General features: G+C 67.3%; 19 protein-coding genes. 9 read left to right on the top strand and 10 right to left on the bottom strand.

Annotated features, from left to right (window positions below; translation table 11 throughout):
* Positions 1–23: 23 nt before the first annotated feature.
* Positions 24–419: a DoxX family protein gene (locus AC1DMS_RS03830; RefSeq protein ID WP_012748049.1), complete on the bottom strand. Its 396-nt coding sequence runs from the start codon at positions 417–419 to the stop codon at positions 24–26.
* A gap of 169 nt (positions 420–588) precedes the next feature.
* Here AC1DMS_RS03830 and AC1DMS_RS03825 point away from each other — a divergent pair, with 169 nt between their 5' ends.
* From AC1DMS_RS03825 to AC1DMS_RS03815, 3 genes are read left to right on the top strand one after another with little or no spacing between them, the layout of a single operon-like run.
* A complete protein-coding gene (locus AC1DMS_RS03825; protein ID WP_478180688.1) occupies positions 589–1,623 on the top strand; it encodes an amino acid ABC transporter substrate-binding protein in 1,035 nt (344 codons plus the stop codon).
* The gene (locus AC1DMS_RS03820) at positions 1,620–2,618 is read left to right on the top strand and encodes an ABC transporter permease subunit (RefSeq protein WP_478180687.1); all 999 of its coding nucleotides are present in this window, start codon (positions 1,620–1,622) and stop codon (positions 2,616–2,618) included. The genes AC1DMS_RS03825 and AC1DMS_RS03820 overlap by 4 nt, the downstream gene beginning before the upstream one ends.
* Positions 2,615–3,673, top strand: a complete 1,059-nt coding sequence (locus AC1DMS_RS03815; RefSeq protein ID WP_478180686.1) for an amino acid ABC transporter permease — start codon at positions 2,615–2,617, stop codon at positions 3,671–3,673. The genes AC1DMS_RS03820 and AC1DMS_RS03815 overlap by 4 nt, the downstream gene beginning before the upstream one ends.
* A gap of 15 nt (positions 3,674–3,688) precedes the next feature.
* Here AC1DMS_RS03815 and pgm read toward each other — a convergent pair whose 3' ends face one another.
* The 3 genes from pgm to map form a co-directional block, all read right to left on the bottom strand.
* Positions 3,689–5,341 carry a phosphoglucomutase (alpha-D-glucose-1,6-bisphosphate-dependent) gene (gene pgm / locus AC1DMS_RS03810; RefSeq protein WP_018904503.1) on the bottom strand — a complete coding sequence of 551 codons (1,653 nt, stop codon included), beginning with the start codon at positions 5,339–5,341 and terminating at the stop codon, positions 3,689–3,691.
* Between the two features lie 88 nt (positions 5,342–5,429).
* Complete coding sequence (locus AC1DMS_RS03805; RefSeq protein ID WP_012748044.1) at positions 5,430–8,036, bottom strand: [protein-PII] uridylyltransferase; 2,607 nt, start codon at positions 8,034–8,036, stop codon at positions 5,430–5,432.
* A 34-nt stretch (positions 8,037–8,070) separates the two neighbouring features.
* The gene (gene map, locus AC1DMS_RS03800; RefSeq protein ID WP_018904501.1) at positions 8,071–8,895 is read right to left on the bottom strand and encodes a type I methionyl aminopeptidase; all 825 of its coding nucleotides are present in this window, start codon (positions 8,893–8,895) and stop codon (positions 8,071–8,073) included.
* A 195-nt stretch (positions 8,896–9,090) separates the two neighbouring features.
* On the opposite strand from map, the gene purL reads away from it, so the two are divergent.
* Entirely contained in the window at positions 9,091–13,140 is a 4,050-nt protein-coding gene (gene purL / locus AC1DMS_RS03795) for a phosphoribosylformylglycinamidine synthase (RefSeq protein WP_478180685.1), read from the top strand.
* Positions 13,141–13,209: 69 nt separating this feature from the next.
* Here the strand turns inward: purL and AC1DMS_RS03790 are convergent, their stop codons facing one another.
* The 6 genes from AC1DMS_RS03790 to AC1DMS_RS03765 all read right to left on the bottom strand — a co-directional run bounded on the left by AC1DMS_RS03790 (position 13,210) and on the right by AC1DMS_RS03765 (position 18,017).
* On the bottom strand, positions 13,210–13,995 hold the full coding sequence (locus AC1DMS_RS03790; protein WP_012748041.1) for a peptidylprolyl isomerase: 786 nt from the start codon (positions 13,993–13,995) through the stop codon (positions 13,210–13,212).
* Positions 13,996–14,137: 142 nt separating this feature from the next.
* On the bottom strand, positions 14,138–14,419 hold the full coding sequence (locus AC1DMS_RS03785) for a BolA family protein (protein ID WP_012748040.1): 282 nt from the start codon (positions 14,417–14,419) through the stop codon (positions 14,138–14,140).
* Positions 14,416–14,955, bottom strand: a complete 540-nt coding sequence (locus AC1DMS_RS03780; protein ID WP_012748039.1) for a septation protein A — start codon at positions 14,953–14,955, stop codon at positions 14,416–14,418. The genes AC1DMS_RS03785 and AC1DMS_RS03780 overlap by 4 nt, the downstream gene beginning before the upstream one ends.
* A 28-nt stretch (positions 14,956–14,983) precedes the next feature.
* Positions 14,984–15,394, bottom strand: a complete 411-nt coding sequence (gene msrB / locus AC1DMS_RS03775) for a peptide-methionine (R)-S-oxide reductase MsrB (RefSeq protein WP_012748038.1) — start codon at positions 15,392–15,394, stop codon at positions 14,984–14,986.
* Positions 15,391–16,875, bottom strand: coding sequence for a protein adenylyltransferase SelO (locus tag AC1DMS_RS03770; RefSeq protein WP_478180684.1), 1,485 nt, complete (start codon positions 16,873–16,875; stop codon positions 15,391–15,393). Before AC1DMS_RS03770 ends, msrB begins: the two co-directional genes overlap by 4 nt.
* A gap of 65 nt (positions 16,876–16,940) precedes the next feature.
* Positions 16,941–18,017 carry an AraC family transcriptional regulator gene (locus AC1DMS_RS03765; RefSeq protein WP_478180683.1) on the bottom strand — a complete coding sequence of 359 codons (1,077 nt, stop codon included), beginning with the start codon at positions 18,015–18,017 and terminating at the stop codon, positions 16,941–16,943.
* Between the two features lie 200 nt (positions 18,018–18,217).
* Here AC1DMS_RS03765 and AC1DMS_RS03760 point away from each other — a divergent pair, with 200 nt between their 5' ends.
* The 5 genes from AC1DMS_RS03760 to AC1DMS_RS03740 all read left to right on the top strand — a co-directional run bounded on the left by AC1DMS_RS03760 (position 18,218) and on the right by AC1DMS_RS03740 (position 25,639).
* Entirely contained in the window at positions 18,218–20,020 is a 1,803-nt protein-coding gene (locus tag AC1DMS_RS03760) for a carboxylesterase/lipase family protein (RefSeq protein ID WP_478180682.1), read from the top strand.
* A gap of 131 nt (positions 20,021–20,151) precedes the next feature.
* A complete protein-coding gene (locus AC1DMS_RS03755; RefSeq protein WP_478180681.1) occupies positions 20,152–21,795 on the top strand; it encodes a 3-(methylthio)propionyl-CoA ligase in 1,644 nt (547 codons plus the stop codon).
* 140 nt (positions 21,796–21,935) lie between these two features.
* Positions 21,936–23,165, top strand: a complete 1,230-nt coding sequence (locus tag AC1DMS_RS03750; RefSeq protein ID WP_012748033.1) for a branched-chain amino acid ABC transporter substrate-binding protein — start codon at positions 21,936–21,938, stop codon at positions 23,163–23,165.
* A gap of 200 nt (positions 23,166–23,365) precedes the next feature.
* Entirely contained in the window at positions 23,366–24,604 is a 1,239-nt protein-coding gene (locus AC1DMS_RS03745; protein WP_012748032.1) for a branched-chain amino acid ABC transporter substrate-binding protein, read from the top strand.
* Between the two features lie 81 nt (positions 24,605–24,685).
* Positions 24,686–25,639, top strand: a complete 954-nt coding sequence (locus AC1DMS_RS03740; RefSeq protein ID WP_012748031.1) for a branched-chain amino acid ABC transporter permease — start codon at positions 24,686–24,688, stop codon at positions 25,637–25,639.
* Positions 25,640–25,641: the final 2 nt, after the last annotated feature.

Below are 25,641 nucleotides of genomic sequence, written 5' to 3'. Positions count from 1 at the left end.
CGCATGCTTCCTTCCTTCTTCCTTCAGTTGTACTTGCCGCCCAGGCCGAACCGGCCGCCGCCGAAGAGCGCAATGGCAAGTGCCGAGAACAGGAACATGCCCTGCAGTTCCAGCGCCCAGCCGCCCTGGCCATTGAGTGCGCCCAGGTCTTTCCGGTGCACGAGCCAGATGGCCACCAGCATGTTGAGCGCAACGATCAGCGCAGCCGGACGGGTGAACAGGCCCACGATGAGCAGCACGGGCGCAAGGATCTCGCCCACATAGACCAGGTAAGCCATGGCGGCCGGCAAGCCGTGGGATGCCAGCATGCCGCCGATGCCGTCGACGCCCTTGCCGACCTTCGCAATGCCGTGCAGCAGGATGAGGATGCCGAGCGCGACGCGCAGAACGAGCTTGCCGGTGTCATCGGATTTGGTCATGTGCAGATTCCTGGTGAAGTGATTGAAGGCCCGTATGTTAGTGAATGCGGCGTCCAAGAAAAACACCGGACCGGCGCTTGCGGCATATGCATCCAACCGCCCGTTCTTTGGCAGAGTGGCGCGCAGCCTCGTACACTGGCTTTTGCTTGTTGTTGAGGAGAACACACCAATGAAGAACCGATTCCGTCCCGCACTGGCCATGGCCGCAGCCGTTGCAGCGCTTGCCGCTGCCGCCCCCGCCTTTGCCGGCAAGACCCTCGATGCCGTCAAGCAGCGCGGCACCGTCAAGTGCGGCGTGACCAATGGCGTGGCCGGCTTTTCCGCGCCCGATACGCAGGGCAACTGGTCGGGCCTGGACGTCGACACCTGCCGCGCCATTGCGGCGGCCGTGCTCGGCGACCCGAAGAAGGTCGACTTCGTGCCGCTCAATTCGCAGCAGCGCTTCTCGGCGCTGCAGGCCGGCGAGATCGACATCCTCGCGCGCAACACCACCTGGACGCTCACGCGCGATGCGTCGCTGGGCTTCAACTTCACCACCATCACCTACTACGACGGCCAGGGCTTCCTGGTGCCGAAGAAGCTCAAGGTGACGAGCGCCAAGCAGCTCAAGAACGCGACCATCTGCACGCAGTCGGGCACCACCAACGAGAAGAACGTGTCCGACTACTTCCGCGCGCAGAACATCCCGGTCAAGACGGTGGTGTTCGAGAGCTTCGAGGCCTCGTTCAAGGCCTTCTTCTCGGGCCGCTGCCAGGCCTTCACCACCGACGCCTCGGCGCTGGCGGGCCTGCGCAACAAGGAAGCGCCGAACCCCGACGACTACGTCATCCTGCCCGAGCTCATCTCCAAGGAGCCGCTCGCGCCGCTGGTGCGCCGCGGCGACGACGAATGGTTCGCCATTGCCAAATGGGTGCCCAACGCGCTCATCGAGGCCGAGGAATTCGGCGTCACGCAGGCCAATGCCGACGAGCTCAAGGCGAGCAGCAAGGACCCGGCGCAGCAGCGCCTGGTCGGCACCGGCGAAGACCTGGGCAAGCTGCTGGGCCTGGACAAGGACTGGTCGTTCCGCGCCATCAAGGCGGTGGGCAACTACGGCGAGATGTTCGAGCGCAACGTGGGCCCCAAGTCGGTCCTGAAGCTGCCGCGCGGCTCGAACAACCTCTGGAACAAGGGCGGCCTGATCTACGCACCACCGGTTCGATGAGCAGCGGAGCCTCGCGCCGCGGCGCCTGGCTGGCCTGGGTCGTCCAGGCGCTGCTGGTGCTGGCCGTGGTGGCCGGCGCGGCCTGGGTCGTGAACCATGCGCTCGAGGTCTTGCGGGCGCGCGGCGTCCGATCGGGCTTCGACTTTCTTACTGAGCCTGCGGGCTTCTCCATCAGCGAAGGCTGGCTCGGCTTCGAGGCCAGCCAGCCGTTCTGGCGCGCCTTCCTTTCGGGCCTGGTCAACACGGTGCGCGCCTCGGTGCCCGCCGCCATCTTTTCGGTGCTGCTCGGCACCCTGATCGGCATCGGCCGGCTCGCGCCTCACGTGCTGCTGCGCGGCATCTGCACCGCTTATGTCGAACTGCTGCGCAACGTGCCACTGCTGGTGCAGCTGCTGATGCTGGCCTTTGCGATTGCCAACCTGCTGCCCGATCCCACCGAGCCTGTGCGGCTGCTGCCGGGCGTGTGGCTCAGCAAGGGCGGCCTGAGCGTGCCCTGGCCGGCGTCGGGCGAGGGTGGCTGGTGGCCCACGCATTTCGATTGGCCCGAGCGCGGCGACTTCGGCGTGAGCGGTGGCGCGGCGCTGAGCCCGGAGTACGTGACCATCGTCGCGGGCCTGTCCTTTTACTCGGCCGCGTTCGTGGCCGAGATCGTGCGCGCCGGCATCCTCTCGGTGCCGCAGGGGCAGGTGCTTGCGGGCCAAGCGCTGGGACTCGCGCCGGTACAGCAGCTGCGCATCGTGATCCTGCCGCAGGCGCTGCGGGTGATCGTGCCTTCGCTCACCAACCAGCTGCTGAGCCTCGTCAAGAATTCATCGCTCGCGGTGGCCGTGGGCTATCCGGAACTGGTGTCGGTGGCCAACACCACCATCGGCTCGAACGGCCGCGCCTTCGAGTGCATCGCCATCATCATGGCGGTCTACCTGCTGTTGTCGCTGCTGATCTCCTTCGGCATGAACCGCTACAACGCGCGCGTCGCGCTCAGGGGCTGGCGATGAGGAACGCGGCCCAGGGACCGATCGCCTGGCGCAGCGAACTCTGGGGTTCGCCGCCGCGGGCGCTGGCGACCGTGCTGCTGCTCGCGCTGCTGGCATGGGGCGGCTACCACGCGGTCGAATGGGGCGTGCTGCACGCCGTCTTCCGGCCTGACGCAGAAGCCTGCCGCGCGGTGCAGCATGGCGCCTGCTGGGGCGTGGTGGCCGAGAAATGGCGGCCGATGCTGTTCGGCCGCTTTCCCTACGAAGAGCAATGGCGCCCGGCCATTGCCGTGGCCGTGCTGTCGGCCGTCACTGTGCTGAGCGCCTGGCCGCGCAGCTGGCGCTGGTGGCTGGCGCCGCTCTGGGCTGCGGCGCTGCTGTTGTTCGTGCTGCTGATGCGCGGCGGCGTGACGGGCCTCGCCCCCGTGCCGACCAGCCGCTGGGGCGGATTGCCGCTCACCATCGGCCTGGCGGTGGTGGGCCTCGCGCTGGCCTTTCCGCTCGCGCTGCTGCTCGCGCTCGGGCGCCGCTCGGGTTGGCCGGTGGTCCGCACGCTCAGTGCGAGCTACATCGAGCTGGTGCGCGGCGTGCCGCTGATCTCGGTGCTGTTCATGGCCTCGTTCCTGCTGCCGCTGCTCTGGCCCGCGGGCTGGCAGCCCGATGTGCTGGTGCGCGTGCTGGCGGGGCTCACGCTGTTCGTTGCGGCCTACCTGGCCGAGATCATCCGCGGCGGCTTGCAGGCCGTGCCGCGCGGCCAGACCGAAGTGGCGATGGCGCTGGGCTTCGGCCGCTGGCCGGTGCAGCGGGACATCGTGCTGCCGCAGGCCCTGCGGCTGGTGGTGCCGGCGCTGACCAACAGCGTGGTCGGTACCTTGAAGGACACCTCGCTGGTCACGGTGGTCGGCCTGTTCGAGCTGACCGGCGCGCTGGGCCTCGCACTCGGCGGCGACCCGACCTGGCGGCCGTTCTACCTCGAGGGCTACCTCTTCGTTGCGGCGGTGTACTGGGTGCTGTGCTTCGGGCTGTCGCGCTACAGCGTGTGGCTCGAGCGGCGGCTGGGAGAGGGCGCGCGTTGAACGCGCCGGCCGCACTCAGCCCGCCAGCGCCTTGTCGACCAGCAGCTGCGCCTCCTCGAGGATGCGGCCCAGGTGCTCGGCGCCGAGAAAGCTCTCGCCGTAGATCTTGTAGATGTTCTCGGTGCCCGAGGGCCGCGCGGCGAACCAGCCGTTCTCGGTGACCACCTTCACGCCGCCGATGGCCGCGCCGTTGCCGGGTGCGTGGCTCAGCACCTCCTGGATCTTCTCGCCGGCAAGCTCGGTGGACAGCACCTGCTGCGGCGACAGGCTCGAGAGCTTCTTCTTCTGCTCGACGGTGGCCGCCGCATCCACGCGATTGGCCACCGGCTGGCCCAGCGCCTGCGCCAGTTCGGCAAAGCGTTCGCCGGGATCGCGCCCGGTGCGCGCGGCAATCTCGGCCGAGAGCAGGGCGGGCACGATGCCGTCCTTGTCGGTGGTCCATACCGTGCCGTCGCGCCGCAGGAAGGTAGCGCCCGCGCTTTCCTCGCCGCCAAAGCCCAGCGACGAATCCACCAGCCCGTCGACGAACCACTTGAAGCCGACCGGCACCTCGTACAGCCTGCGGCCCAGCCGGGCGGCCACGCGGTCGATCATCTGGCTGCTGACCACCGTCTTGCCCACGGCCGCATGCGCCGCCCACTGCGGCCGGTGCGTGAAGAGGTAGTCGACCATCACCGCCAGGTAGTTGTTGGGCGGCAGCAGCCCCGCACTGCGCGTGACGACGCCGTGGCGGTCATGGTCGGTGTCGCAGGCAAAGGCAATGCCGAAGCGCTCCCGCAGGCCGATCAGCTGGTGCATGGCGTCGGGCGACGACGGGTCCATGCGGATGCGGCCGTCCCAGTCGAGCGACATGAAGCGGAAGGTGGGGTCGACCTCCTGGCTCAGCACATTGAGCCGCCCGAGCTTGTAGCGCTCGGCGATGGCCGGCCAGTAGCGCACGCCCGCGCCGCCCAGCGGGTCGACACCCAGGTCGATCTCCACGCCGCGGATCGCATCCATGTCGAGCACCTGCGCGAGGTCTTCGACGTAGGTGTTGAGGTAGTCGTGGCGGTGCGTGGTCGGGGCGCGCAGCGCCTGGGCGAGCGGCAGGCGCTTCACGCCCTTGAGGTCCGCCGCAAGAAAGGCATTGGCCGCGGCTTCGACCGCCGAGGTGATGTCGGTGCCCGCGGGGCCGCCATTGGGCGGGTTGTACTTGAAGCCGCCGCTTTCGGGCGGGTTGTGCGAAGGCGTGATCACGATGCCGTCGGCCAGCCCCGCCGTGCGACCGCGGTTGTAGACCAGGATCGCATGCGAGACGGCGGGGGTGGGCGTGTACTCGTCGTCCTTCGAGAGCATCAGCTCGACGCCGTTGGCCGCCAGCACTTCCACCGCGCTGTTGAAGGCGGGCGTGGAAAGCGCATGCGTGTCGATGCCGAGGAACAGCGGGCCGTCGATGCCCTTCTGGCGCCGGTAGTCGGCAATGGCCTGGCTCATGGCCAGCACATGCCATTCGTTGAACGCGTTGTCGAAGGAGGAGCCGCGGTGGCCCGAGGTGCCGAAGGCCACGCGCTGCGCGGGCACCGAGGGATCGGGCCGGCCCGTGTAGTAGGCCGAGACGAGGCGCGGGACATTGACGAGCAGGTCCAGCGGTGCGGGCTGGCCTGCGAGGGGATTGGTTTTCTGGCTCATGTCGAGGGTTGCCGTTCGAGTTGAAACAAGAGTCGGCACCATCATGCCGCAGGATGCGCCTGCGGATGAAACAAGCGGCAAGCGGGCCTCAGGAGGCCAGCGCTTCCATCAGGTCGGTCTCGATGGCCAGCTGCGTCTTCTGGCCCTGCAATTCGGGCCCGCTGATCAGGAAGGTGTCTTCCACGCGCTCGCCGAGCGTCGTGACCTTGGCGAGCTGCAGGTTCAGGTGATGCCGGGCGAGCACGCGCGCCACCGAATAGAGCAGCCCGGCGCGGTCGCTGGCCGAGATGTTGAGCAGCCAGCGCTGCGCCTTGTCGTCGGGCAAAAGGCTGATGCGCGGCTTGATCGGAAAGCTGCGCACGCGCCGCGACACGCGGCCCACGCTGGGCGGGGGCAGGGGGCCGGCTTCGGTCAGCGTCTGCGCCAGGCCCGACTCCACCATGCTGATGAGATCGCGGTAGTGATCGGGCAGGAAGGTGGTCACCACCTGAAACGTGTCGAGCGCGTAGCCGTTGGTCGCGGTGTGCACTTTCGCATCGAGGATGCTGAACGAAGCCTGGTCGAAGTAGCCGCAGATGCGCGCGAAGAGGTCGGGCTGGTCGGGCGTGTAGACCACCACCTGCAGGCCTTCGCCCACCGGCGAAAGGCGGGCCCGCACGATCGGCGGCGCCTTGGGGTCGATGGGCACGTTGGGCGGCGGCACGAAGCGCGAGAGCTGCTTGGCATGCCAGGCGATCTCGGTGGCTTCATGGCGCATGAAGTAGCCGACGTCGAGCGTGGCCCACAGGGCCTTGTGGGCCTCGAAGGGCTGCGCGTGCAGGGCCAGCTGCACCAGCGCCTCGCGCTTGCGCGATTCCACCTCGGCGTCGGGGTCGGGCATGCGGCCGCCGAGCGCGCGCAGCGTGTAGCGGTACAGGTCTTCGAGCAGCTTGCCCTTCCAGGCATTCCACACGCGCGGCGAGGTGCCGCGGATGTCGGCCACCGTCAGCAGGTAGAGCGCCGTGAGGTAGCGCTCGTTGCCCACGCGCCTGGCGAAGGCGCCGATCACCTCGGGGTCGCTCAGGTCCTGCTTCTGCGCGACCTGGCTCATCACCAGGTGCTCCGCCACCAGGAATTCGATCAGCCTGGAATCCTCGCGCGCGATGCCGTGCTGCTTGCAGAAGCGCTGCACGTCGCGTGCGCCGAGCGTGGAATGGTCGCCGCCGCGGCCCTTGGCGATGTCGTGGAACAGCGCCGCCACGTAGAGGATCCATGGCTTGTCCCAGCCCGCCGCAAGCTGCGAGCAGAACGGGTACTCGTGCGCATGCTCGGCGATGAAGAAGCGCCGCACGTTGCGCAGCACCATCAGGATGTGCTGGTCCACCGTGTACACGTGGAACAGGTCGTGCTGCATCTGCCCCACGATGCTGCGGAACACCCGCAGGTAGCGCCCCAGCACCGAGGTCTGGTTCATGAGCCGGAACGCATGCGTGATGCCGTAGGGCTGCAGCAGGATGCGCATGAAGGTCTGGTGGTTGACCGGGTCGTTGCGGAACTTGCTGTCCATCACGTGGCGCGCGTTGTAGAGCGCGCGCAGCGTGCGCGCCGACAGGCCCTTCACGCCGATGGTCTTCTGGTAGAGCAGGAAGGTTTCGAGAATGGCGTGCGGCTCGCGCTCGTAGAGGTCGTCGCTCGCAATCTCGATGAGGCCCGCGCGCTCGAAGAAGCGTTCGTTGATCGGCGTGTGCTGCTCGTCCACCGGCTGCAGCCGCTCCGCGATGTTCAGCAGCAGGATCTGGTTGAGCTGCGACACCGCCTTGGCCGCCCAGTAGTAGCGCCGCATCAGCGCCTCGCTCGACTTGCGCTGCGATTCGCTTTCATAGCCGAAGCTTGCCGCCACCGCGGTCTGCAGGTCGAACACCAGGCGGTCCTCGCGCCGGTTGGCAATCACGTGCAGGCGCGCGCGGATCAGCGAGAGCAGCGCTTCGTTGCGCTTGATCTGCTGTGCCTCGAACGAGGTGGCCAGGCCGTTCTTGGCCAAGTCGTCCCAGCGGCTGCCGAAGCCCGCGGCCTTGGTCATCCAGAGGATGGTCTGCAGGTCGCGCAGGCCCCCCGGCGATTCCTTGCAGTTGGGTTCGAGCGCGTAGGGCGTGTTGTCGAACTTCTGGTGGCGGTGGCGCATTTCCTGCGACTTGGCCACGAAGAAGGCCTGCGGATCGATGGCGCGTGCAAAGCGCCGGCGGAAGCCCACGAAGAGCTTCTTGTCGCCCGTGATCAGCCGCGATTCGAGCAGCGAGGTCTGGACCGTGACGTCCTTCTCGGCTTCGGCCAGGCACTCGTCGACGGTGCGCACGCTGGAGCCGATCTCGAGCCCCGCGTCCCAGCAGTGGCCGATGAAGGCCTCGATGCGCGCAGGATCGATCGCGCCGGCCTCGCCCTCGGGCGGCAGCAGCAGCAGCACGTCGACATCGGAGTAGGGAAACAGCTCGCCGCGGCCGAAGCCGCCCACGGCCACCAGCGCGAGCGCGTCGCCGAAATCGGCCTCGCGCCAGAGCGTGCACAGCGTCTGGTCGGCCAGCGCCGAGAGCTGCCGCAGCACCGTGTGCACGCTGCGCGTGGGCGCGCGCGCAAAGCGCAGGGTGTCGAACAGCGCCAGCTTCCTGGCGCGATAGGCCTCGCGCAAGGTGGCAACATCGATCTTGGCGGGTTCGATCACGGCAGTGTCCGGAGCCGTGCGCCGCTCGCGCGGCTCACGTTTTCGTGGAAGTGACGAACGAGGGCAGGGGTGGGCTGCCTTCGGACAGCGTGAGCACCTCGTAGCCCGTTTCGGTGACCAGCACCGTGTGTTCCCATTGCGCCGACAGCGAATGGTCGCGCGTGACGATGGTCCAGCCGTCGTACTGGCCGCCCTTGAAGTCTTCCTTCACCTCGCGCTTGCCGGCGTTGATCATCGGCTCGATGGTGAAGATCATGCCGGGCTTGAGTTCTTCCAGCGTGCCCGGCCGGCCGTAGTGCAGCACCTGCGGCTCTTCGTGAAAGCGCTGGCCCACGCCGTGGCCGCAGAATTCGCGCACCACCGAATAGCCCTGGCCTTCGGCGAATTTCTGGATCGCGTGGCCGACGTCGCCCAGGTGGGCGCCCGGGCGCACCTGCAGGATGCCGTGCCACATGGCTTCGAAGGTGATGCTGCACAGCCGCTTGGCGGCAATGGAGGCATCGCCGATGATGTACATGCGGCTGTTGTCGCCGAACCAGCCGTCCTTGATGACGGTCACGTCGACGTTCATGATGTCGCCCTTCTTCAAGGGCTTGTCATTGGGAATGCCGTGGCAGACCACGTGGTTCACCGAGGTGCAGAGCGACTTCGGGAAGGGCACGCTGCTCGCGCCCATGTAGCCCACGGTGGCCGAGGTGGTGCCCTGCTTGACCATGTATTCGGCGGCCAGGCGGTCGACGTCGTTCGTGGTGATGCCGGGCTTGATGAGGGGCGTGAGGTAGTCCAGCACCTCGGAGGCCAGGCGGCAGGCGACGCGCATGGCTTCGATGCCTGCGGCGTCTTTGTAGGTAATGCTCATCCCGGAATTATCCCATTCAGCAGAAGAACCTGCCCCCGACGCGGAGCACTTCGTGCCCCGCTGCCCCCCGAGGGGGCCGCCATCTTGGGGCGGCCCGGCGATGGCCTAAAATTCCGGGTTAACGCGGATGACCCCAGTCAGCGGCCATTCGCCCAGATTTCTTGATTCCCAACGCGGCCCCAGGCCCATCCGACCGTGACGCAGCCCGCACCTCAAGCCCTTCCCGTCGTAACCTTTTTCGAGGGCGGCAGCGCACTCAGCGATTTCCGCGCGCGGCAGCTGCTGCCGAAGCTGCAGGCGATTGATGCGCGCATCGAGGGCGTCAGTGCCCGTTTCGTCCACCTGGTGGTCACCGATGCGGCGCTCGACGCGGCCGGCCACGAGCGCTTTGCCGCGCTCCTGGCCTACGGCGAGCCCTTCGAGGCTCCGGCCAAGGCGGGCGCCTCGGTGGTCGTCACGCCGCGCCTGGGCACCGTGTCGCCCTGGGCCTCCAAGGCCACCGACATCGCCCACAACTGCGGCCTGGCGCTGCGCCGGGTCGAGCGGGTCACCCAGTACCACCTGAAGCTCAAGGCCCCGCTGATCGGCAAGGCGCCCGTGCTCGAGGGCGACCTGCTGGCGGCCGTGGCCGGCCCGCTGCACGACCGCATGACCGAATCGGTACTGGCCAGCGTCGAGCAGGCCGCCAGCCTGTTCAGCGAACTGCCGGCCCAGCCGATGGCGCTGGTCGACGTGCAGGGCGGCGGCCGCGCTGCGCTGGTGGCGGCCAACACGGGTTTCGGGCTGGCGCTGGCGGAAGACGAAATCGACTACCTGGTCGAAGCCTTCACCCGGCTCGGGCGCAACCCGAGCGACGTCGAGCTGATGATGTTCGCGCAGGCCAACAGCGAGCACTGCCGCCACAAGATCTTCAACGCCAGCTTCGCCATCGACGGCCAGGCCCAGCCGCAAAGCCTGTTCTCGATGATCCGCCACACCGAGAAGCAGAATCCGCAGCACACCGTCATCGCCTATGCCGACAACGCCTCGGTGATGGAGGGCACGACGCTCGAGCGCTTCATTCCGGCTTCGGATTCGCAGAGCTATCAAAAAGATAGCGCGCTGAGCCATGTGCTGATGAAGGTCGAGACGCACAACCATCCGACCGCCATTTCGCCGTTCCCGGGCGCCTCGACCGGCGCGGGCGGCGAGATCCGCGACGAAGGCGCCACCGGCCGCGGCTCCAAGCCCAAGGCCGGCCTGACCGGCTTCACGGTGTCGAAGCTCTGGCCCGAAGAGGGCCACTACGGCAAGCCCGAGCACATCGCGAGCCCGCTGCAGATCATGACCGAGGGCCCGCTGGGCGGCGCCGCGTTCAACAACGAGTTCGGCCGGCCGAACCTGCTGGGCTACTTCCGCGAATACGAGCAGACCGTGGCGAGCGACGTCGACACGGTGCAGCGCGGCTACCACAAGCCCATCATGATCGCGGGCGGCCTTGGCAGCATCGACGCCACGCAGACGAAGAAGATCCAGTTCCCGGCCGGCTCGCTGCTGATCCAGCTCGGCGGGCCCGGCATGCGCATCGGCATGGGCGGCAGCGCCGCAAGTTCCATGGCCACGGGCGCCAACGCGGCCGAGCTCGACTTCGACTCGGTGCAGCGCGGCAACCCCGAGATCGAGCGCCGTGCGCAGGAGGTCATCAACCATTGCTGGCAGCAGGGCGCGGCCAACCCGATCCTTGCGATCCACGACGTGGGGGCGGGCGGCCTGAGCAATGCCTTCCCCGAACTGACCAACGACGCCGGCCGCGGCGCGCGCTTCGACCTGCGCGCGGTGCCGCTCGAAGAGTCGGGCATGGCGCCCAAGGAAATCTGGTGCAACGAAAGCCAGGAGCGCTACGTGCTGGCCATCGCGCCCGAATCGCTCGAACAGTTCAAGGCCTTCTGCGAGCGCGAGCGCTGCCCGTTCTCGGTGGTGGGCGTGGCGACCGAGGAGCGCCAGCTGCTGGTGGCCGACGAAGGCGCCGCGCGCAGCGAGGACACGCCGCAGCCCGTCGACATGCCGATGGACGTGCTGCTCGGCAAGCCGCCCAAGATGCACCGCGACGTGAAGAGCGTCGCCCGTACCTTCAAGCCGCTCGACCTCACGGGCGTCGACCTGCAGAAGGCCGCCATCGACGTGCTGTCGCACCCGACCGTGGCCTCCAAGCGTTTCCTCATCACCATCGGCGACCGCACCGTGGGCGGCCTGAGCCACCGCGACCAGATGGTCGGCCCCTGGCAGGTGCCGGTGGCCGACTGCGCCGTGACGCTGGCCGACTACAAGGGCTTTGCCGGCGAGGCGATGAGCATGGGCGAGCGCACGCCGCTGGCCGCGCTCGACGCGCCGGCCTCGGGCCGCATGGCCGTGGCCGAGGCCATCACCAACCTGCTGGCCGCGCCGATCGAACTCTCGCGCGTGAAGCTGTCGGCCAACTGGATGGCCGCCTGCGGCGAGCCCGGCGAAGATGCCGCGCTGTATGAAACCGTCAAGGCCGTGGGCCTGGAGCTGTGCCCGGCGCTCGGCGTGTCGATTCCGGTCGGCAAGGATTCGCTGTCGATGCGCACGCAGTGGAAGGATGGCGGCGAAGCCCGGAAGGTCACCTCGCCCGTGAGCCTGATCGTGACCGCCTTCGCCACGCTGGCCGACGTGCGCGGCACGCTCACGCCGCAGCTCGACGCCACCGAAGCCGACACCACGCTGGTGCTGATCGACCTGGGCCGCGGCCAGCACCGCATGGCCGGCAGCATCCTTGCGCAGACGCTCAACCAGAGCGGCGACACGGTGCCCGACCTCGACGATCCGGCGCAGCTCGTCGCGCTGGTCAATGCCGTGAACGCGCTGCGCGCCGACGGCAAGATCCTGGCCATGCACGACCGCAGCGACGGCGGCCTGTTCGCCACCGCCTGCGAAATGGCCTTCGCGGGCCACGTGGGCGTGGCGCTCAACGTCGACATGCTGGTGACCGAAGGCGACGGCATCTCCGACAGCCGCATGGAAACCGGCGACGCCAAGAACTGGGCGCAGCAGGTCAGCGCGCGGCGCGAGGAGCTCACGCTCAAGGCGCTGTTCAACGAAGAGCTCGGCATGGTGCTGCAGGTGCGCACGGCCGAGCGCAACGACGTGATGCAGGTGCTGCGGGCCCACGGCCTCAGCGCCCACAGCCATTTCGTCGGCAAGACGCGGCCCGCCAGCTCCACGATGGATGCCGGCAAGGGCAAGCTCGAAGTCTGGCGCGACGCCAAGTCGGTGTTCAGCGCAACGCTGCAGGACCTGCACCAGGTGTGGGATTCGGTCAGCTGGAAGATCGCCCGCGAGCGCGACAACCCGGCCTGCGCCGATGCCGAGCACGCCGCGGCCGGCGATCCTTCGGACCCCGGCATGCACGTCTTCCTCCCTCTCCCTCCGGGAGAGGGCAGGGGTGAGGGCAACGGGCTCAACGCCCCCGCCATCCTTCAGAACCGCCCCAAGGTCGCCATCCTGCGCGAGCAGGGCGTCAACTCGCATGTCGAGATGGCCTACGCCTTCACCGAGGCCGGCTTCGAGGCCTTCGACGTCCACATGACCGACCTGCAGGCCGGCAGGGCGGACCTCGCCGACTTCAAGGGCGTGGTAGCCTGCGGCGGCTTCAGCTACGGCGACACGCTGGGCGCCGGCATCGGCTGGGCGCGCAGCATCACCTTCAACCCGAAGCTCGCCGGGCAGTTCAAGGCCTTCTTCGGCCGCGAAGACACCTTCGGCCTGGGCGTGTGCAACGGCTGCCAGATGTTCGCCGAACTGGCCGACATCATTCCGGGCGCCGAGGCCTGGCCGCGCTTCACCACCAACCAGAGCGAACGCTTCGAGGCGCGCCTGTCGATGGTCGAAGTGCTCGAATCGCCGAGCCTCTTCTTTGCGGGCATGGCCGGCACGCGACTGCCGATCGCGGTGGCGCACGGCGAGGGCTATGCCAACTTCAAGCACCGCGGCGACGCGGCCAAGGCCATTGCGGCCATGCGCTTCGTCGACAACCACGGCAATCCGACCGAGCAGTACCCGTTCAACCCGAACGGCAGCGCCGGCGGCCTGACCTCGGTGACCACGCCGGACGGCCGCTTCACCGCGGTGATGCCGCACCCCGAGCGCGTGTTCCGCAACATCCAGATGAGCTGGACCGGCGGCGACAGGAGCGAGCTGAGCCCCTGGATGCGGATCTGGCGCAACGCGCGCCGCTGGGTAGGCTGAAAGAAAGAGCCCGGAACGAAAAAGCGGCCCGCGGGCCGCTTTCTTCATGGGGCAGGAAAGCCGCGGGGCTTACTCGACCTTGGCCTTCGCGCGCAGTTCTTCCTGGTACTTCTGCAGGCGCTGCTGTTGCAGCTGCTGCGTGATCTGCGGCTGCACTTCTTCCAGCTTCGGCAGTTGCGCCTGGCGGACATCGTCGACGCGGATGATGTGGTAGCCGAACTGCGTCTTGACGGGGGCGGGCGTGGTCTCGCCCTTCTTGAGCTTGATCATTGCCTCGGAGAACTCGGGCACGAAGCTCGCGGGGTTGGCCCAGTCGAGATCGCCGCCGTTGGCGCCCGATCCCGGGTCCTTGCTCTGCTTCTTGGCGATGTCCTCGAACTTGGCGCCCTTCTTCAGGTCGGCCATGATCTTCTTGGCCTGGTCCTCGGTCTCGACCAGGATGTGGCGGGCCTTGTATTCCTTGCCGCCGTTGGCCGCCACGAACTTGTCGTACTCGGCCTTCACCTCGGCATCGGAGACCGGGCTGGTCTTGCGGTAGTTCTCGAACAGCGCGCGGATCAGGATGGCCTGGCGGGCGAGTTCGAGCTGGTTCCTGTAGTCGTCGGTGGCGTCCAGGCCCTGCTTCTGCGCTTCCTGCATGAACACTTCGCGCGCGACGATTTCCTCGCGCAGCTGGCCCTGCATTTCCGGCGTGACCGGGCGGCCGGCCGCGGCCAGCTGCTGGGCCAGCACGTCCATGCGCGCCTTGGGCACGGGCTTGCCGTTGACGATGGCTGCGTTCTGCGCCACGGCCGCCAGAGGAATCGCACCGAGCAGCGCTGCGGCCGCAACGGCCTGCAAGAGTTGTTTTTTCATGAAATGAATATCAGGCTGGAGGGGAAATGCGCGTGTAGGAAAAAGCGCGTGGAAAAAAGCGGAGAAGAGGAGAAGAAGCGGGAAGAAAGAAAAGGGGTCGGGCCGCCGCGGCCGTATCGGCGCGTGCCGGCAATCGAACGACTCAGAGCACCTCGATGGCGATGGCGTGCAGACCCTGTGCGATAAAAACTTGGAGGGCATCATACACAAGGCGATGTCGCGCCACGCGGGGCTTCCCTTCGAACAGTGGGGAAGCAATGCGGACCCGGAAGTGGGTGCCCCGGCCCTCGGCATTGGCGCCGGCGTGGCCGGCATGGGCGCCGCTCTCGTCGATCACTTCGAGCGTGGTGGGCTGCAGCGCCTGGCGCAGCGCCGCTTCGAGGTCGCGCGCCGTGGGCAGCGGATGGGTGGTGGCGGTGCTCATACGGAGGGTTCGTCGTTCTTGAGGTGCGGCGAGATGTAGAGGCCCTGCGCCACCAGGAACACGATCGGGAACACGTAGCCCCAGAGCTTGAAGTTGACCCATGCCTCGGTGGTGAAGTAGGCCGCAACGTAGCCGTTGATGGCCGCCATGAAGAGGCAGTAGCCGATCCACGCCACGTTCAGGCGCCCCCAGATGCGGTCCGGCAGCTGCAGCTGCGAGCCCAGCAGCATCTTGAGGAAGTTCTTCTTCAGCGCCCAGAGCGCCACCGCCAGCGCGATGGCCATGGCGCCGTACAGGACCGTGGGCTTCCACTTGATGAAGCGGTCGTCGTGCAGCACCAGCGTGAGCGTGCCGAACAGCAGGATCAGCACCAGCGTGGCCTTCTGCATGGCCTGCAGCTTGCGCTCCATGGCGTAGATGATGCCCATCTGCAGCACGGTGGCGGCCATCAGCACGCCGGTGGCGGTATAGATGTCGGCCAGCTTGTAGGCGCCGAAGAACAGCAGGATCGGAAAGAAGTCGAGGATCAGTTTCATGCGCTGGGCAGGCCGGTTCGGTGGTTGCTTATTTCTTCTTGAAATCGAGCGAGGCGGAGTTCATGCAGTACCGCAGGCCGGTTTCGGTGGGGCCGTCGGGGAACACGTGGCCCAGGTGGGCGCCGCAATTGGCGCAGACGTTCTCGGTGCGCACCATGCCGTGCGAGCGGTCGACGATGTTGCGGATGGCGCCCGGCACCGCCTCTTGCGAGAAGCTCGGCCAGCCGCAGCCCGCGTCGAACTTGGTGGACGATTCGAACAGCTTGGCGCCGCAGCAGATGCAGTGGTAGGTGCCGTCGTCCCAGTGCGCCTCGTACTTGCCGGTGAAGGGGCGTTCGGTGGCCGCGTGGCGCGTGACCTCGAAGGCCGCGGGCTCGGCGCCTTTTTCGGCAAGCAGGGCTTTCCATTCGGCGTCGGTTTTCTCGATGGGAGTGGTCATGATGAGCAGCTGATTTCGATCGTGGAGGCCCAGTCGGGCGGGAACCCGGCATAGGCATCGGCGCCGGGATGTTCTTCAAATGGGGTTTCGAGCAGCGCCAACAAGGTTGCCACAGCCGAGAAGTCCTTCTGGCTCGCCGCTTCGATGGCCTGCTGGCCCAGGTGGTTCCGCAAGACGTACTTCGGATTCGATCTGAGCATCAGGTCCGCGGCCTGGGCGCGCGGCACCTGCGCATGGCGCTGCGAAAAGGATAGCAGCCAGGCATCGAAGCCCGGACGGTCCAGGAACAGGTCGCGCACGGGTTCAGCGTTGCCGCCCGCCATGTGCTGCGACAGGCGGCGCCAGAAGATGGTGTAGTCGACCTTTTCGGCAGCCAAGAGCTTCAGCACGCCCTCGATGAGCGCGCGATCGCCTTCGGCGGGCTCCGCGAAGCCGAGCTTGGCGCACATGCGGCCCTCGAATTCGCGCGGGAACACCGTCTTGTAGGACTCCAGCGCGGCGACGGCGATTTCCTGGTCGCCGATCAGCGGCAACAGCGCCTGCGCCAGGCAGAACAGGTTCCAGTAGGCCACGTTGGGCTGCTGGTTGAAGGCGTAGCGCCCGCTGGTGTCGCTGTGGTTGCAGATGTGGCGCGGATCGAAGCCGTCCAGGAACTGGAACGGCCCGTAGTCGATGGTGAGCCCGAGGATGCTCATGTTGTCGGTGTTCATCACGCCGTGGCAAAAGCCCACGGCCTGCCATTGCGCGAGCAGGGCGGCGGTGCGCTCGCTCACGGCTTCCAGGAAGGCCGCGTAGGCATTGCCGTTGAAGCGCTCGGTGGCGCGGCAGTCCGGGTAGTAGCGGTCGATGACGTAATCGGCCAGCGCGCGCAGCTCGGCATCGCGCTGGTTGGCCGAGAAGTGCTCGAAGTGGCCGAAGCGGATGAAGCTGGGCGCCACGCGGGTCACGACGGCGGCGGTTTCGGGCATTTCGCGGTACACGCGTGCGTCGGAGCCCGTGACGCAGAGCGCGCGGGTGGTTGGGATGCCCAGGCCGTGCATGGCCTCGCTGCAAAGGAATTCGCGGATGCTGGAGCGCAGCACGGCGCGGCCGTCGGCGCCGCGCGAGTAGGGCGTGCGGCCCGCGCCCTTGAGCTGCACTTCGAGGCCGCCCTCGGTTTCGCCGAGCATGATGGCGCGGCCATCGCCGAGCTGGCCGGCCCAGACGCCGAACTGATGGCCGCTGTACACGGTGGCGAAGGGCTGCGTTCCGGCGACGGGCAGGTTGCCGGTCAGTGCCGCCAGCGTGCCCTCCGATTGCCGCCAATCGGCCGGCAGGCCGAGCAGGCGGGCCGCCGCCTCGCTGTAGCCCACCCAGTAGGGGGGATCGGGCAGGGGCGTCGGCCGCAGTTCGGTGAGAAAGGCGGGGCCCAGCGCCCGGAATCCGGGTTTCCAGCGCAATCCCAGGTCCGCGGCGGCCGTGTCTTCAGCAAGCAAGCTCATGCCCGGATTGTCCGGCAGAGCGCGAGACCCCTGGCGATGCGGGCCATCGGAAGGTCGAGGCCCCTTCAGTGGGCCAGCGCCGGCGTGTCCCAGATGCGCGCCCGGTATTGGGCGGGCGGCAGCCCGAACCAGCGCTTGCAGGCCCGGAAGAAGTTGCTGCTGTCGACGAAGCCGAGCATGTCGGCCACGTCGGTGAGCGTGTGGCGGTCTTCCGCCAGGTACTGCTGCGCCAGTTCGCGGCGGGTGCGGTCGAGCAGCGACTGGAACGACACCGACTCCTGCTGCAGCCGCCGCTGCAGCGTGCGCTCCGCAAGGCCGAGACCCGCGGCCACGTCCTGCCGGCGCGGTTCGCCTTGCGGCAGCCGGCGCGCGATCTCGGCGCACACCAGGGTGCTGGTGGTGGTCTGGCCCAGCAAATTCAGCTGCTCGTCCAGCAGGTGCTCCTGCATTTCGCCCAGCGTGGGGTGATGGGTGGGCAGCGGCATCGCCATGTCGGCCGCCGACAGCAGCAGCCGGTTGGCCGGCGCGTTGTAGCGGATTGCGCAGCCGAAGGCCTCGCGGTGCAGCCGGTCGTCGGCCGGCGGCGGATAGACGAATTCGAGCGCCAGCGGCTGCAGCTCGCGCCGCGTGAGCCACTGGCACTGCATGAAGACGGTGAGCAGGGCGTATTCGACGCGCTGGCGCGGAATCGGCAGGCTGCCGCCGGTGTGCTCCATCACCATCCAGCAGCCGCGCGCCTCGCGCTGCAGCGAGAAGGCGGTCGCGTCGGAGATGACCGCCATGTAGCGCGTGAGCCGCGCGAGCGCCGCGCCCAGGTCGGCGCTGCAGGCCATGGCGTGGCCGACCGTGCCCAGCTTGCTGTGCGTGGCGGCCAGGTCGCGCGCGAGGCCCAGCGTGGGCTTGCCGGCGCGAGCCACCGCCAGTTGCCAGAGCACCGAGATCTCGTCCACCGGAATGCGGGTGTTCTGCCGATGCAGCGAATCGGGGTCGAAGCCCGCGTCGCGCAGCAGCGAGGGCACGTTGAGCCCCTCGGCCTCGAACATCGAGAGCACGCCTTCGAGCCAGGCGGCCGAACTGGTCCGCAGCTCGGGCTGCTGCGCGCAGCCGGACCGGCGTTGCGGCCGGCGCTGGGCATGCGGCATGGGGGCTCCTGAAGTCATTGAATTGGCGCGCTTGCGATAGCGGCGGAAACGGCGTGCGTTCCTAGAATTTTTGAGGGGTTCGGCGGGCCGGAGTATGGCCACCGGACGCGCAGGCAGGAATTCCGATTAACCCGGTGTGGAGACAAAAAATGGACAAGGCACTGACAGCAGCGCTACGCGCCCGGCCAGAAAACCAGGGCATGGCGGCAACGGCCACGGCAGCGGCGGCGCGGGCACTGGCCGCGGCGGCCTGCCTGGCCCTCGCGGCCTGCGGCGGCGGCTCCTCGGGCGGGTCGTTCTCGTTCCTGCCGGCCGCGCCGCCTGCACCGCCGCCGTCAGCCCCGCCGCCGCCGGCCGCCGACGGTCCCATGGTGCGCCAGACCACCGCCGGCAAGATCGAGGGCGTGGACGACAGCGCCAGCTCGGGCACCTGGTTCTGGAAGGGCGTTCCCTTCGCGCAGCCGCCGGTCGGCGCGCTGCGCTGGCGTGCGCCGGTGGAACCCGAGGCCTGGAGCGGCATCCGCCCGGCCGCGAAGTTCGGCAATGCCTGCCTGCAGATCGGCCGGCTCTTCAGCCCCGGCGCCAACAACACCTACGACGCCACCATCGGCACCACGCTGGGCAAGCCGGTCGGCAGCGAGGACTGCCTGTTCGTCAACATCTGGCGGCCCGCGACGGACGAGCGGAACCTGCCCGTGCTGCTGTTCGTGCACGGCGGCAGCAATATTTCGGGCTACACGGCCGATCCGCTCTACGACGGCGCCCGGCTCGCGAAGGCCGCCAACGCGGTGGTCGTCACCGCCAGCTACCGCCTGGGCATCCTGGGCTTCCTGAACATGCCGCAGTTGCGCCCGGGCGGCAGCGCGGGCGACGACTCGGGCAACTTCGCGCTGCTCGACAACATGGCGGCGCTGCGCTTCATCAAGAACAACATCGCGAACTTCGGCGGCGATCCGGGCAACGTCACGCTCTCAGGCGAATCGGCCGGCGCCACCAACCTGCTGGCGGTGATGACCTCGCCGATGGCCAAGGGCCTGTTCCACAAGGCCTTCGAGATGAGCGGCGGCATCTCGCTCGCGAGCAACCTGCCGCCAGGCACGCTGCCGACCCTGGCGCCGGCAGCGGCTTCGCTCGCGCAGGGGCAGTCGATCCTCGAGAAGCTGCTCGTGGCCGACGGCACCGCCGCCGACGCGGCCGCCGCCAAGGCCTACATCGGCACGCGCACGCCGGCCCAGATTGCCGAGTACCTGCGCGCCCAGGAGGGTGGGGCGATGCTGGCCACGGTGGTTGCCAGCGGCCTGGGCAGCGTCGCGCCGATTCCCGACGGCACGGTGCTGCCGGCCGATCCGATCGGCGCCATCGCGGCCGGCAACTACGCCAAGGTGCCGATGCTGGCCGGCAACACGCGCGACGAGGGCAAGCTCTTCGCCTCGCTGCTGGGAACCATCGGCTTCCCCAAGCCGGGCTGGATCGTCACCGATGCCCAGCGCTTCTCGATGATGTTCAACTTCGACCCCGATGCACCGCCCACGCTCACGGTGGCCGACATCATCGACGCGTCCTACCTTCCGGTAGACACGCCCGGCACCGGCTACAACGCGGCCACCGCCGTCATCACGAAGGGCCTGTTCGAGGCCAACCGCGACAACCTGCTCAACACCATGAAGACGCAGCAGTCGAACATCTGGCACTACCGCCTCGACTGGGCGCAGGAGCCCTCGCCGTGGAACGACGTGTACGGGGCCGCGCATGCCTTCGACCTGCCGTTCGTGTTCGGCAACTTCAGCGGCTCGCTGCTCAGCAACGTGATGGGCGGCAAGGCCAACCAGGCGGGCCGGCTCGCGCTGTCCAGGGCGGTGATGGCCAGCGTCGGCGCCTTCATGCGCAAGGGCGACCCGAACACGCCCGAACTTGGTGCAACCTGGGCGACATGGCCGTCGCAGCTGCGGCTCGACGCCACGCCCTCGGCGGCGGTGGTCACGCCGGCGCAGGCCGTGCCTTGATCGGGCACATCAATGAGCCGCTCCGTTCAATCCGGCAGTGCGGGTTTGTGTCATTGTGGAAGTGGCCGAAGCTTGCGTGAATCCGTTGTTCGCAAGCTTTCATGAAGTCATTTCAAAAAAGGAGTCCGTAGATGCTGGGTTTGATGCAAGACCAACCGCTCTTGATCTCGGCGCTGATCGAGTTCGCCGAGCGCCACAACGGCGACGGCGAGATCGTCTCGCGCCGGGTCGAGGGCGACATCCACCGCACGACGTGGGGCGGGATCGCATCGCGCGCCCGGCAGGTGGCCAATGCGCTGGACGGCGAGCAACTGCTGTTCAGCGACCGCATCGCCACGCTGGCGTGGAACGGCTACCGGCACCTGGAGCTGTACTACGGCGTGAGCGGCAGCGGCCGCGTGCTGCACACCATCAACCCGCGCCTGCACCCCGACCAGATCGCCTGGATCGCCAACCACGCGGAAGACCAGATCCTGTGCTTCGACCTGAACTTCCTGCCGCTGGTGCAGGCAGTGCACGCCAAGTGCCCCACGGTGCGCAAATGGATTGCCCTGTGCGATGCCGACAAGCTGCCGGCGGACAGCGGCGTGCCCAACCTCGTGAGCTACGAAAGCTGGATCGGCGGGCAGTCCACCGGCTACGACTGGCCCACCTTCGACGAGAACTCGGCCTCGAGCATGTGCTACACGAGCGGCACCACCGGCAACCCCAAGGCCGCGCTCTACAGCCACCGCTCGACCATGCTGCATGCCTACGCCGCGGCGCTGCCGGACGTCATGCGGCTGTCGGCGCGCGACTCGGTGCTGCCGGTGGTGCCGATGTTCCACGTCAACGCCTGGGGCATTCCGTACTCGGCCGCGCTGGTGGGCTGCAAGCTCGTGTTTCCGGGTCCGGCGCTCGACGGCAAGTCGGTGTACGAGCTGATCGAATCCGAGGGCGTGACCTTCGCGGCCGGCGTGCCCACCGTGTGGCAGATGATGCTCGGCCACATGCAGGCCAACGGCCTGAAGTTCAGCAAGCTCAACCGCACGGTGATCGGCGGCTCGGCCTGCCCGCCGGCCATGATCACGGCGTTCCAGGAGAACTACAGCGTCGAGGTGCTGCATGCCTGGGGCATGACCGAGATGAGCCCGCTGGGCACGCTGTGCACGCTCAAGAACAAGCACCTGTCGCTGCCGCCCGATGCGCAGCTGCAGATCCGCATGAAGCAGGGCCGCGCGATCTTCGGCGTCGACATGAAGATCGTCGACGGCGACGGCAAGGAGCTGCCCTGGGACGGCAAGGCCTACGGCGACCTGTTGGTCAAGGGCCCCTGGATCGTGAAGGAATACTTCAAGGGCGAGGGCGGCGATCCGCTCATCCGCGACGCGCAGGGCCGCGGCTGGTTCCCCACGGGCGACGTCGCCACCATCGACGCCGAGGGCTACCTGCAGATCACCGACCGCAGCAAGGACGTGATCAAGTCCGGCGGCGAGTGGATCAGCTCCATCGAGATCGAGAACATCGCCGTCGCGCACCCGGCCGTGGCCATGGCCGCCTGCATCGGCGTGTACCACCCCAAGTGGGACGAGCGGCCGATCATCGCGGTGGTGAAGAAGCCCAACGCCGAGGTCGCGCGCGAGGAGCTGCTGAAGTTCTACGAGGGCAAGACGGCCAAGTGGCAGATTCCGGACGACGTGGTGTTTGTCGAGGCGATTCCGATCGGCGCCACCGGCAAGATCCTCAAGACCAAGCTTCGCGAACTGCTCAAGGACTACAAGCTGCCCACCTGCTGACCCCGCGCCAAGGCCTGGCCGCACTGTCGCGCATGCGATAGCAAGGCCGCTTCGGCGGCCTTCCTTCCGGGCAATCCCTGTGCGGCGAAGAAAAGGGCGCTTGTACGCTGGCATCCCGCCTTTCACTCCGGAGACTTTTCATGCAATTTGCCATCAAGTCAGCAGCCGCCTGTGCCATGTTGGTCGGCATGACGGCCGCACTCGCCCAGAAGGGCGAGACCGTCAAGATCGCCTGGCTCGATCCGCTGTCGGGCCTGATGGCGGCGGTGGGAACCAACCAGCTCAAGACCACGCAGTTCCTGGCCGAGGAGTTCAACAAGAAGAACGCCTCGGGCGTGAAGTTCGAGATCATCGCGATCGACAACAAGCTCAGCCCGCAAGAGACGACCGCGGCGCTGCGCTCGGCGCAGGACCAGGGGGCGCGCTACATCACCCAGGGCAACGGCTCGGGCCCGGCGCTTGCGATCATCGACGCCGTCGAGAAGAACAACGCGCGCAATCCCGGCAAGGAACTGCTCTACCTGAACTACGCGGCGGTGGACCCCGACCTCACCAACAGCAAGTGCAGCTACTGGCACTTCCGGCTCGACGCCGACACCTCCATGAAGATGGAGGCGCTGACCACCTGGATGAAGGACCAGCCCGACATCAAGAAGGTCTACATCCTCGGCCAGAACTATTCGCACGGCCAGCAGGTGTCGAAGTTCGCGAAGGAAGACCTCAAGGCCAAGCGCCCCGACATCCAGATCGTGGGCGACGACCTGCACCCGCTCGCGCAGGTGCGCGACTTCTCGCCCTACATTGCCAAGATCAAGGCCTCGGGCGCCGACACGGTCATCACGGGCAACTGGGGCTCCGACCTGTCGCTGCTCATCAAGGCGGCGAACGACTCGGGGCTGGACGTCAAGTTCCTGACGTACTACGCGCCGGGCGCCGGCACGCCCACGGCCATGGGCGCCACCTCGGCAGGCAAGGTCTACACCGTGGCCTATGCCCACTACAACATGGGCGGTGAGATCCAGCGGCTTCTTGCCGGCTACAAGAAGAAGATGAACGACGACCTGACGCAGTCCTCGATCTACCACACGTTCGCATTGCTCGATGCCGCTTTCGTCCAGACCAAATCGACCGACCCGGTCAAGGTGGCCGCGGCACTCGAAGGCATGAAGATCAAGAGCTTCAACGGTGAGGTCGAGATGCGCAAGGCCGACCACCAGCTGCAGCAGGGCCTGTACATCTCGCGCTGGGAAAAGGCGAGCGCCAAGTACCCCTACGACGCCGAGAACACCGGCTACACGAATGTCCCCGTGAAGTACTACGAGTCGTATGTGGCGAGCACGCCCACCACCTGCCAGATGAAGCGCCCCTGAGCATCCATGTGATGGCGTTTCCTACCCGCTGGTAGCAGCTGCCTACCGCGCGGTAGCAAGCTTGAGAAATGCAGTGTCGCCTGCGCGATAGAAACGGGCCTTGCGGCCGCCTCCTTACGGGCATTCCCTGAGGGTAGGGGCCACAAACGCTTGTACTCTCGTGCGGCCATTTGAATCGGTTTGACCAGGAGAAATAGATCGTGAAGTTCGCTCTGAAAATCGCTACCGCCTCCATCCTTGCAGCGAGCGCCGCCGGCGCGCTGGCCCAGAAGGGCGAAACCGTGAAGATCGCCTGGCTCGACCCGCTGTCGGGCCTGATGGCAGCCGTTGGCACCAACCAGCTCAAGACCTTCCAGTTCCTGGCCGAAGAATTCAACAAGAAGAACGCGGCCGGCGTGAAGTTCGAGGTCATTGCCATCGACAACAAGCTGAGCCCGCAGGAGACCACCAGCGCGCTGCGCTCGGCCATGGACCAGGGCGCACGCTACGTGGTGCAGGGCAACGGCTCCGGCCCGGCGCTGGCCATCATCGACGCGCTCGAGAAGCACAACGCCCGCAACCCGGGCAAGGAAGTGCTCTACATCAACTACGCGGCGGTTGACCCCGACCTCACCAACAGCAAGTGCAGCTACTGGCACTTCCGCCTCGATGCCGACACCTCCATGAAGATGGAAGCGCTGACCGCCTTCATGAAGGAGCAGCCCGACATCAAGAAGGTCTACCTCATCAACCAGAACTACTCGCACGGCCAGCAGGTCTCCAAGTTCGCCAAGCAGAACCTCAAGGACAAGCGGCCCGATGTCGAGATCGTGGGCGACGACCTGCATCCGCTGGCCCAGGTGCGCGACTTCTCGCCCTACATCGCCAAGATCAAGGCTTCGGGTGCCGACACCGTCATCACCGGCAACTGGGGTTCCGACCTCGCGCTGCTCATCAAGTCGGCCAACGACTCGGGCCTGAACGTCAAGTTCTACACCTACTACGCCGTGACCAACGGCACGCCCACCGCCATGGGCGCGGCTTCGGACGGCAAGGTCTACCAGGTGGGCTACAGCCACTACAACGCGCCCGGCCCGGTGCAGCCGCTGATGAACGAGTTCAAGAAGAAGTTCAACGACGACATGTACACCACCGACATCTACACGGTGTACGCCATGCTCAGCGAAGCCTTCGTGCGCACCAAGTCGACCGAGCCCGTCAAGGTGGCGGCCGCGATGGAAGGCATGAAGTTCAAGAGCTTCAACGGCGATGTCGAGATGCGCAAGTCCGACCACCAGCTGCAGCAGGGCCTGTGGATCACGCGCTGGCAGAAGGCCGACGCCAAGAACCCCTACAGCCCGGAAAACACCGGCTACACGCTGGCGCCCGTCAAGTTCTACGAAGCCTACGTTGCGAGCACGCCCACCTCGTGCCAGATGAAGCGGCCCAACAACTCCTGATCGCCCGATCGCGCGCCGACCGGTCGAGGCCCGACTTCAACACTCGGGCCTTTTTCTTTTCTCACCTGACACGAAAGACCGATGAACGTCGAATTCTTCGTCATCTCGCTGCTCAACGGCGTCAGCTACGGGCTGCTGCTGTTCATGCTGAGCTCCGGCCTCACGCTGATCTTCAGCATGATGGGCGTGCTCAACTTTGCGCACGCCAGCTTCTATATGCTGGGCGCCTACATCGCCTACACGCTCTCGGGCATCGTCGGCTTCTGGCCGGCGCTGTTCATCGCGCCGCTCTTGGTGGGCCTCTTGGGCGCGGCCTTCGAGCGCTACAGCCTGCGCCGGGTCCACAAGTTCGGCCACGTGCCGGAACTGCTGGTGACCTTCGGGCTTTCGTACCTCATCCTGGAGCTGGTGCAGCTCGCCTGGGGCCGGTCGACTGTGCCCTACGGCCTGCCGCCGCAGCTGCAGGGGCCGCTGTTCTCGCTGTACGGCACGCAGTTTCCCAAGTCGCGCTCGTTCATCATGCTGGTGGCCGTCTTGATGCTCATCTCGGTGTGGCTGCTGCTCACGCGCACGCGCATCGGCCTGGTGATCCAGGCGGCGCTCAAGCACCCCGACATGGTCGAGGCGCTGGGCCACAACGTGCCGCGCGTCTTCATGCTGGTGTTCGGTGGCGGCGCCGCGCTCGCGGGCCTTGCGGGCGTGGTGGGCGGCAACACCTACGTCACCGAACCGGCGATGGCGGCCTCCGTCGGCTCGATCATCTTCGTGGTGGTGGTGGTCGGCGGCATGGGCTCGCTGGCCGGCGCGTTCCTGGCGTCGCTCCTGATCGGCATCATCCAGACCTTCGCGGTGGCCATGGACCAGTCGTTTGCCGGCGGCCTGCAGATGCTGGGCTTCACGGTGACCGACCAGACCTTCGGCTACGAGCTGCTCAAGCTCACGATCTCGCAGGTCGCGCCGATCCTGCCGTACCTGTTCCTGGTGCTGATTCTCATCTTCAGGCCCAAGGGTCTTCTTGGCACCCGGGAGGACTGAAG

This window comes from Variovorax sp. 05T418, assembly GCF_056396385.1.
The sequence above is the reverse complement of the archived record's forward strand: the minus strand, read 5'-3'. Positions and strand labels throughout refer to the sequence as shown.

Bases quoted from the DNA above. Each gene is read 5' to 3' on its own strand.
- map (WP_018904501.1), bottom strand. From the start codon at position 8,895: ATGAGCATTACCTACAAAGACGCCGCAGGCATCGAAGCCATGCGCGTC.
- AC1DMS_RS03755 (WP_478180681.1), top strand. From the start codon at position 20,152: ATGCTGGGTTTGATGCAAGACCAACCGCTCTTGATCTCGGCGCTGATC.
- AC1DMS_RS03820 (WP_478180687.1), top strand. From the start codon at position 1,620: ATGAGCAGCGGAGCCTCGCGCCGCGGCGCCTGGCTGGCCTGGGTCGTC.
- AC1DMS_RS03770 (WP_478180684.1), bottom strand. From the start codon at position 16,875: ATGAGCTTGCTTGCTGAAGACACGGCCGCCGCGGACCTGGGATTGCGC.
- AC1DMS_RS03740 (WP_012748031.1), top strand. From the start codon at position 24,686: ATGAACGTCGAATTCTTCGTCATCTCGCTGCTCAACGGCGTCAGCTAC.
- pgm (WP_018904503.1), bottom strand. From the start codon at position 5,341: ATGAGCCAGAAAACCAATCCCCTCGCAGGCCAGCCCGCACCGCTGGAC.
- AC1DMS_RS03760 (WP_478180682.1), top strand. From the start codon at position 18,218: ATGGCGGCAACGGCCACGGCAGCGGCGGCGCGGGCACTGGCCGCGGCG.
- AC1DMS_RS03830 (WP_012748049.1), bottom strand. From the start codon at position 419: ATGACCAAATCCGATGACACCGGCAAGCTCGTTCTGCGCGTCGCGCTC.
- AC1DMS_RS03765 (WP_478180683.1), bottom strand. From the start codon at position 18,017: ATGCCGCATGCCCAGCGCCGGCCGCAACGCCGGTCCGGCTGCGCGCAG.
- AC1DMS_RS03825 (WP_478180688.1), top strand. From the start codon at position 589: ATGAAGAACCGATTCCGTCCCGCACTGGCCATGGCCGCAGCCGTTGCA.
- AC1DMS_RS03790 (WP_012748041.1), bottom strand. From the start codon at position 13,995: ATGAAAAAACAACTCTTGCAGGCCGTTGCGGCCGCAGCGCTGCTCGGT.
- AC1DMS_RS03750 (WP_012748033.1), top strand. From the start codon at position 21,936: ATGCAATTTGCCATCAAGTCAGCAGCCGCCTGTGCCATGTTGGTCGGC.
- msrB (WP_012748038.1), bottom strand. From the start codon at position 15,394: ATGACCACTCCCATCGAGAAAACCGACGCCGAATGGAAAGCCCTGCTT.
- AC1DMS_RS03780 (WP_012748039.1), bottom strand. From the start codon at position 14,955: ATGAAACTGATCCTCGACTTCTTTCCGATCCTGCTGTTCTTCGGCGCC.
- AC1DMS_RS03815 (WP_478180686.1), top strand. From the start codon at position 2,615: ATGAGGAACGCGGCCCAGGGACCGATCGCCTGGCGCAGCGAACTCTGG.
- AC1DMS_RS03785 (WP_012748040.1), bottom strand. From the start codon at position 14,419: ATGAGCACCGCCACCACCCATCCGCTGCCCACGGCGCGCGACCTCGAA.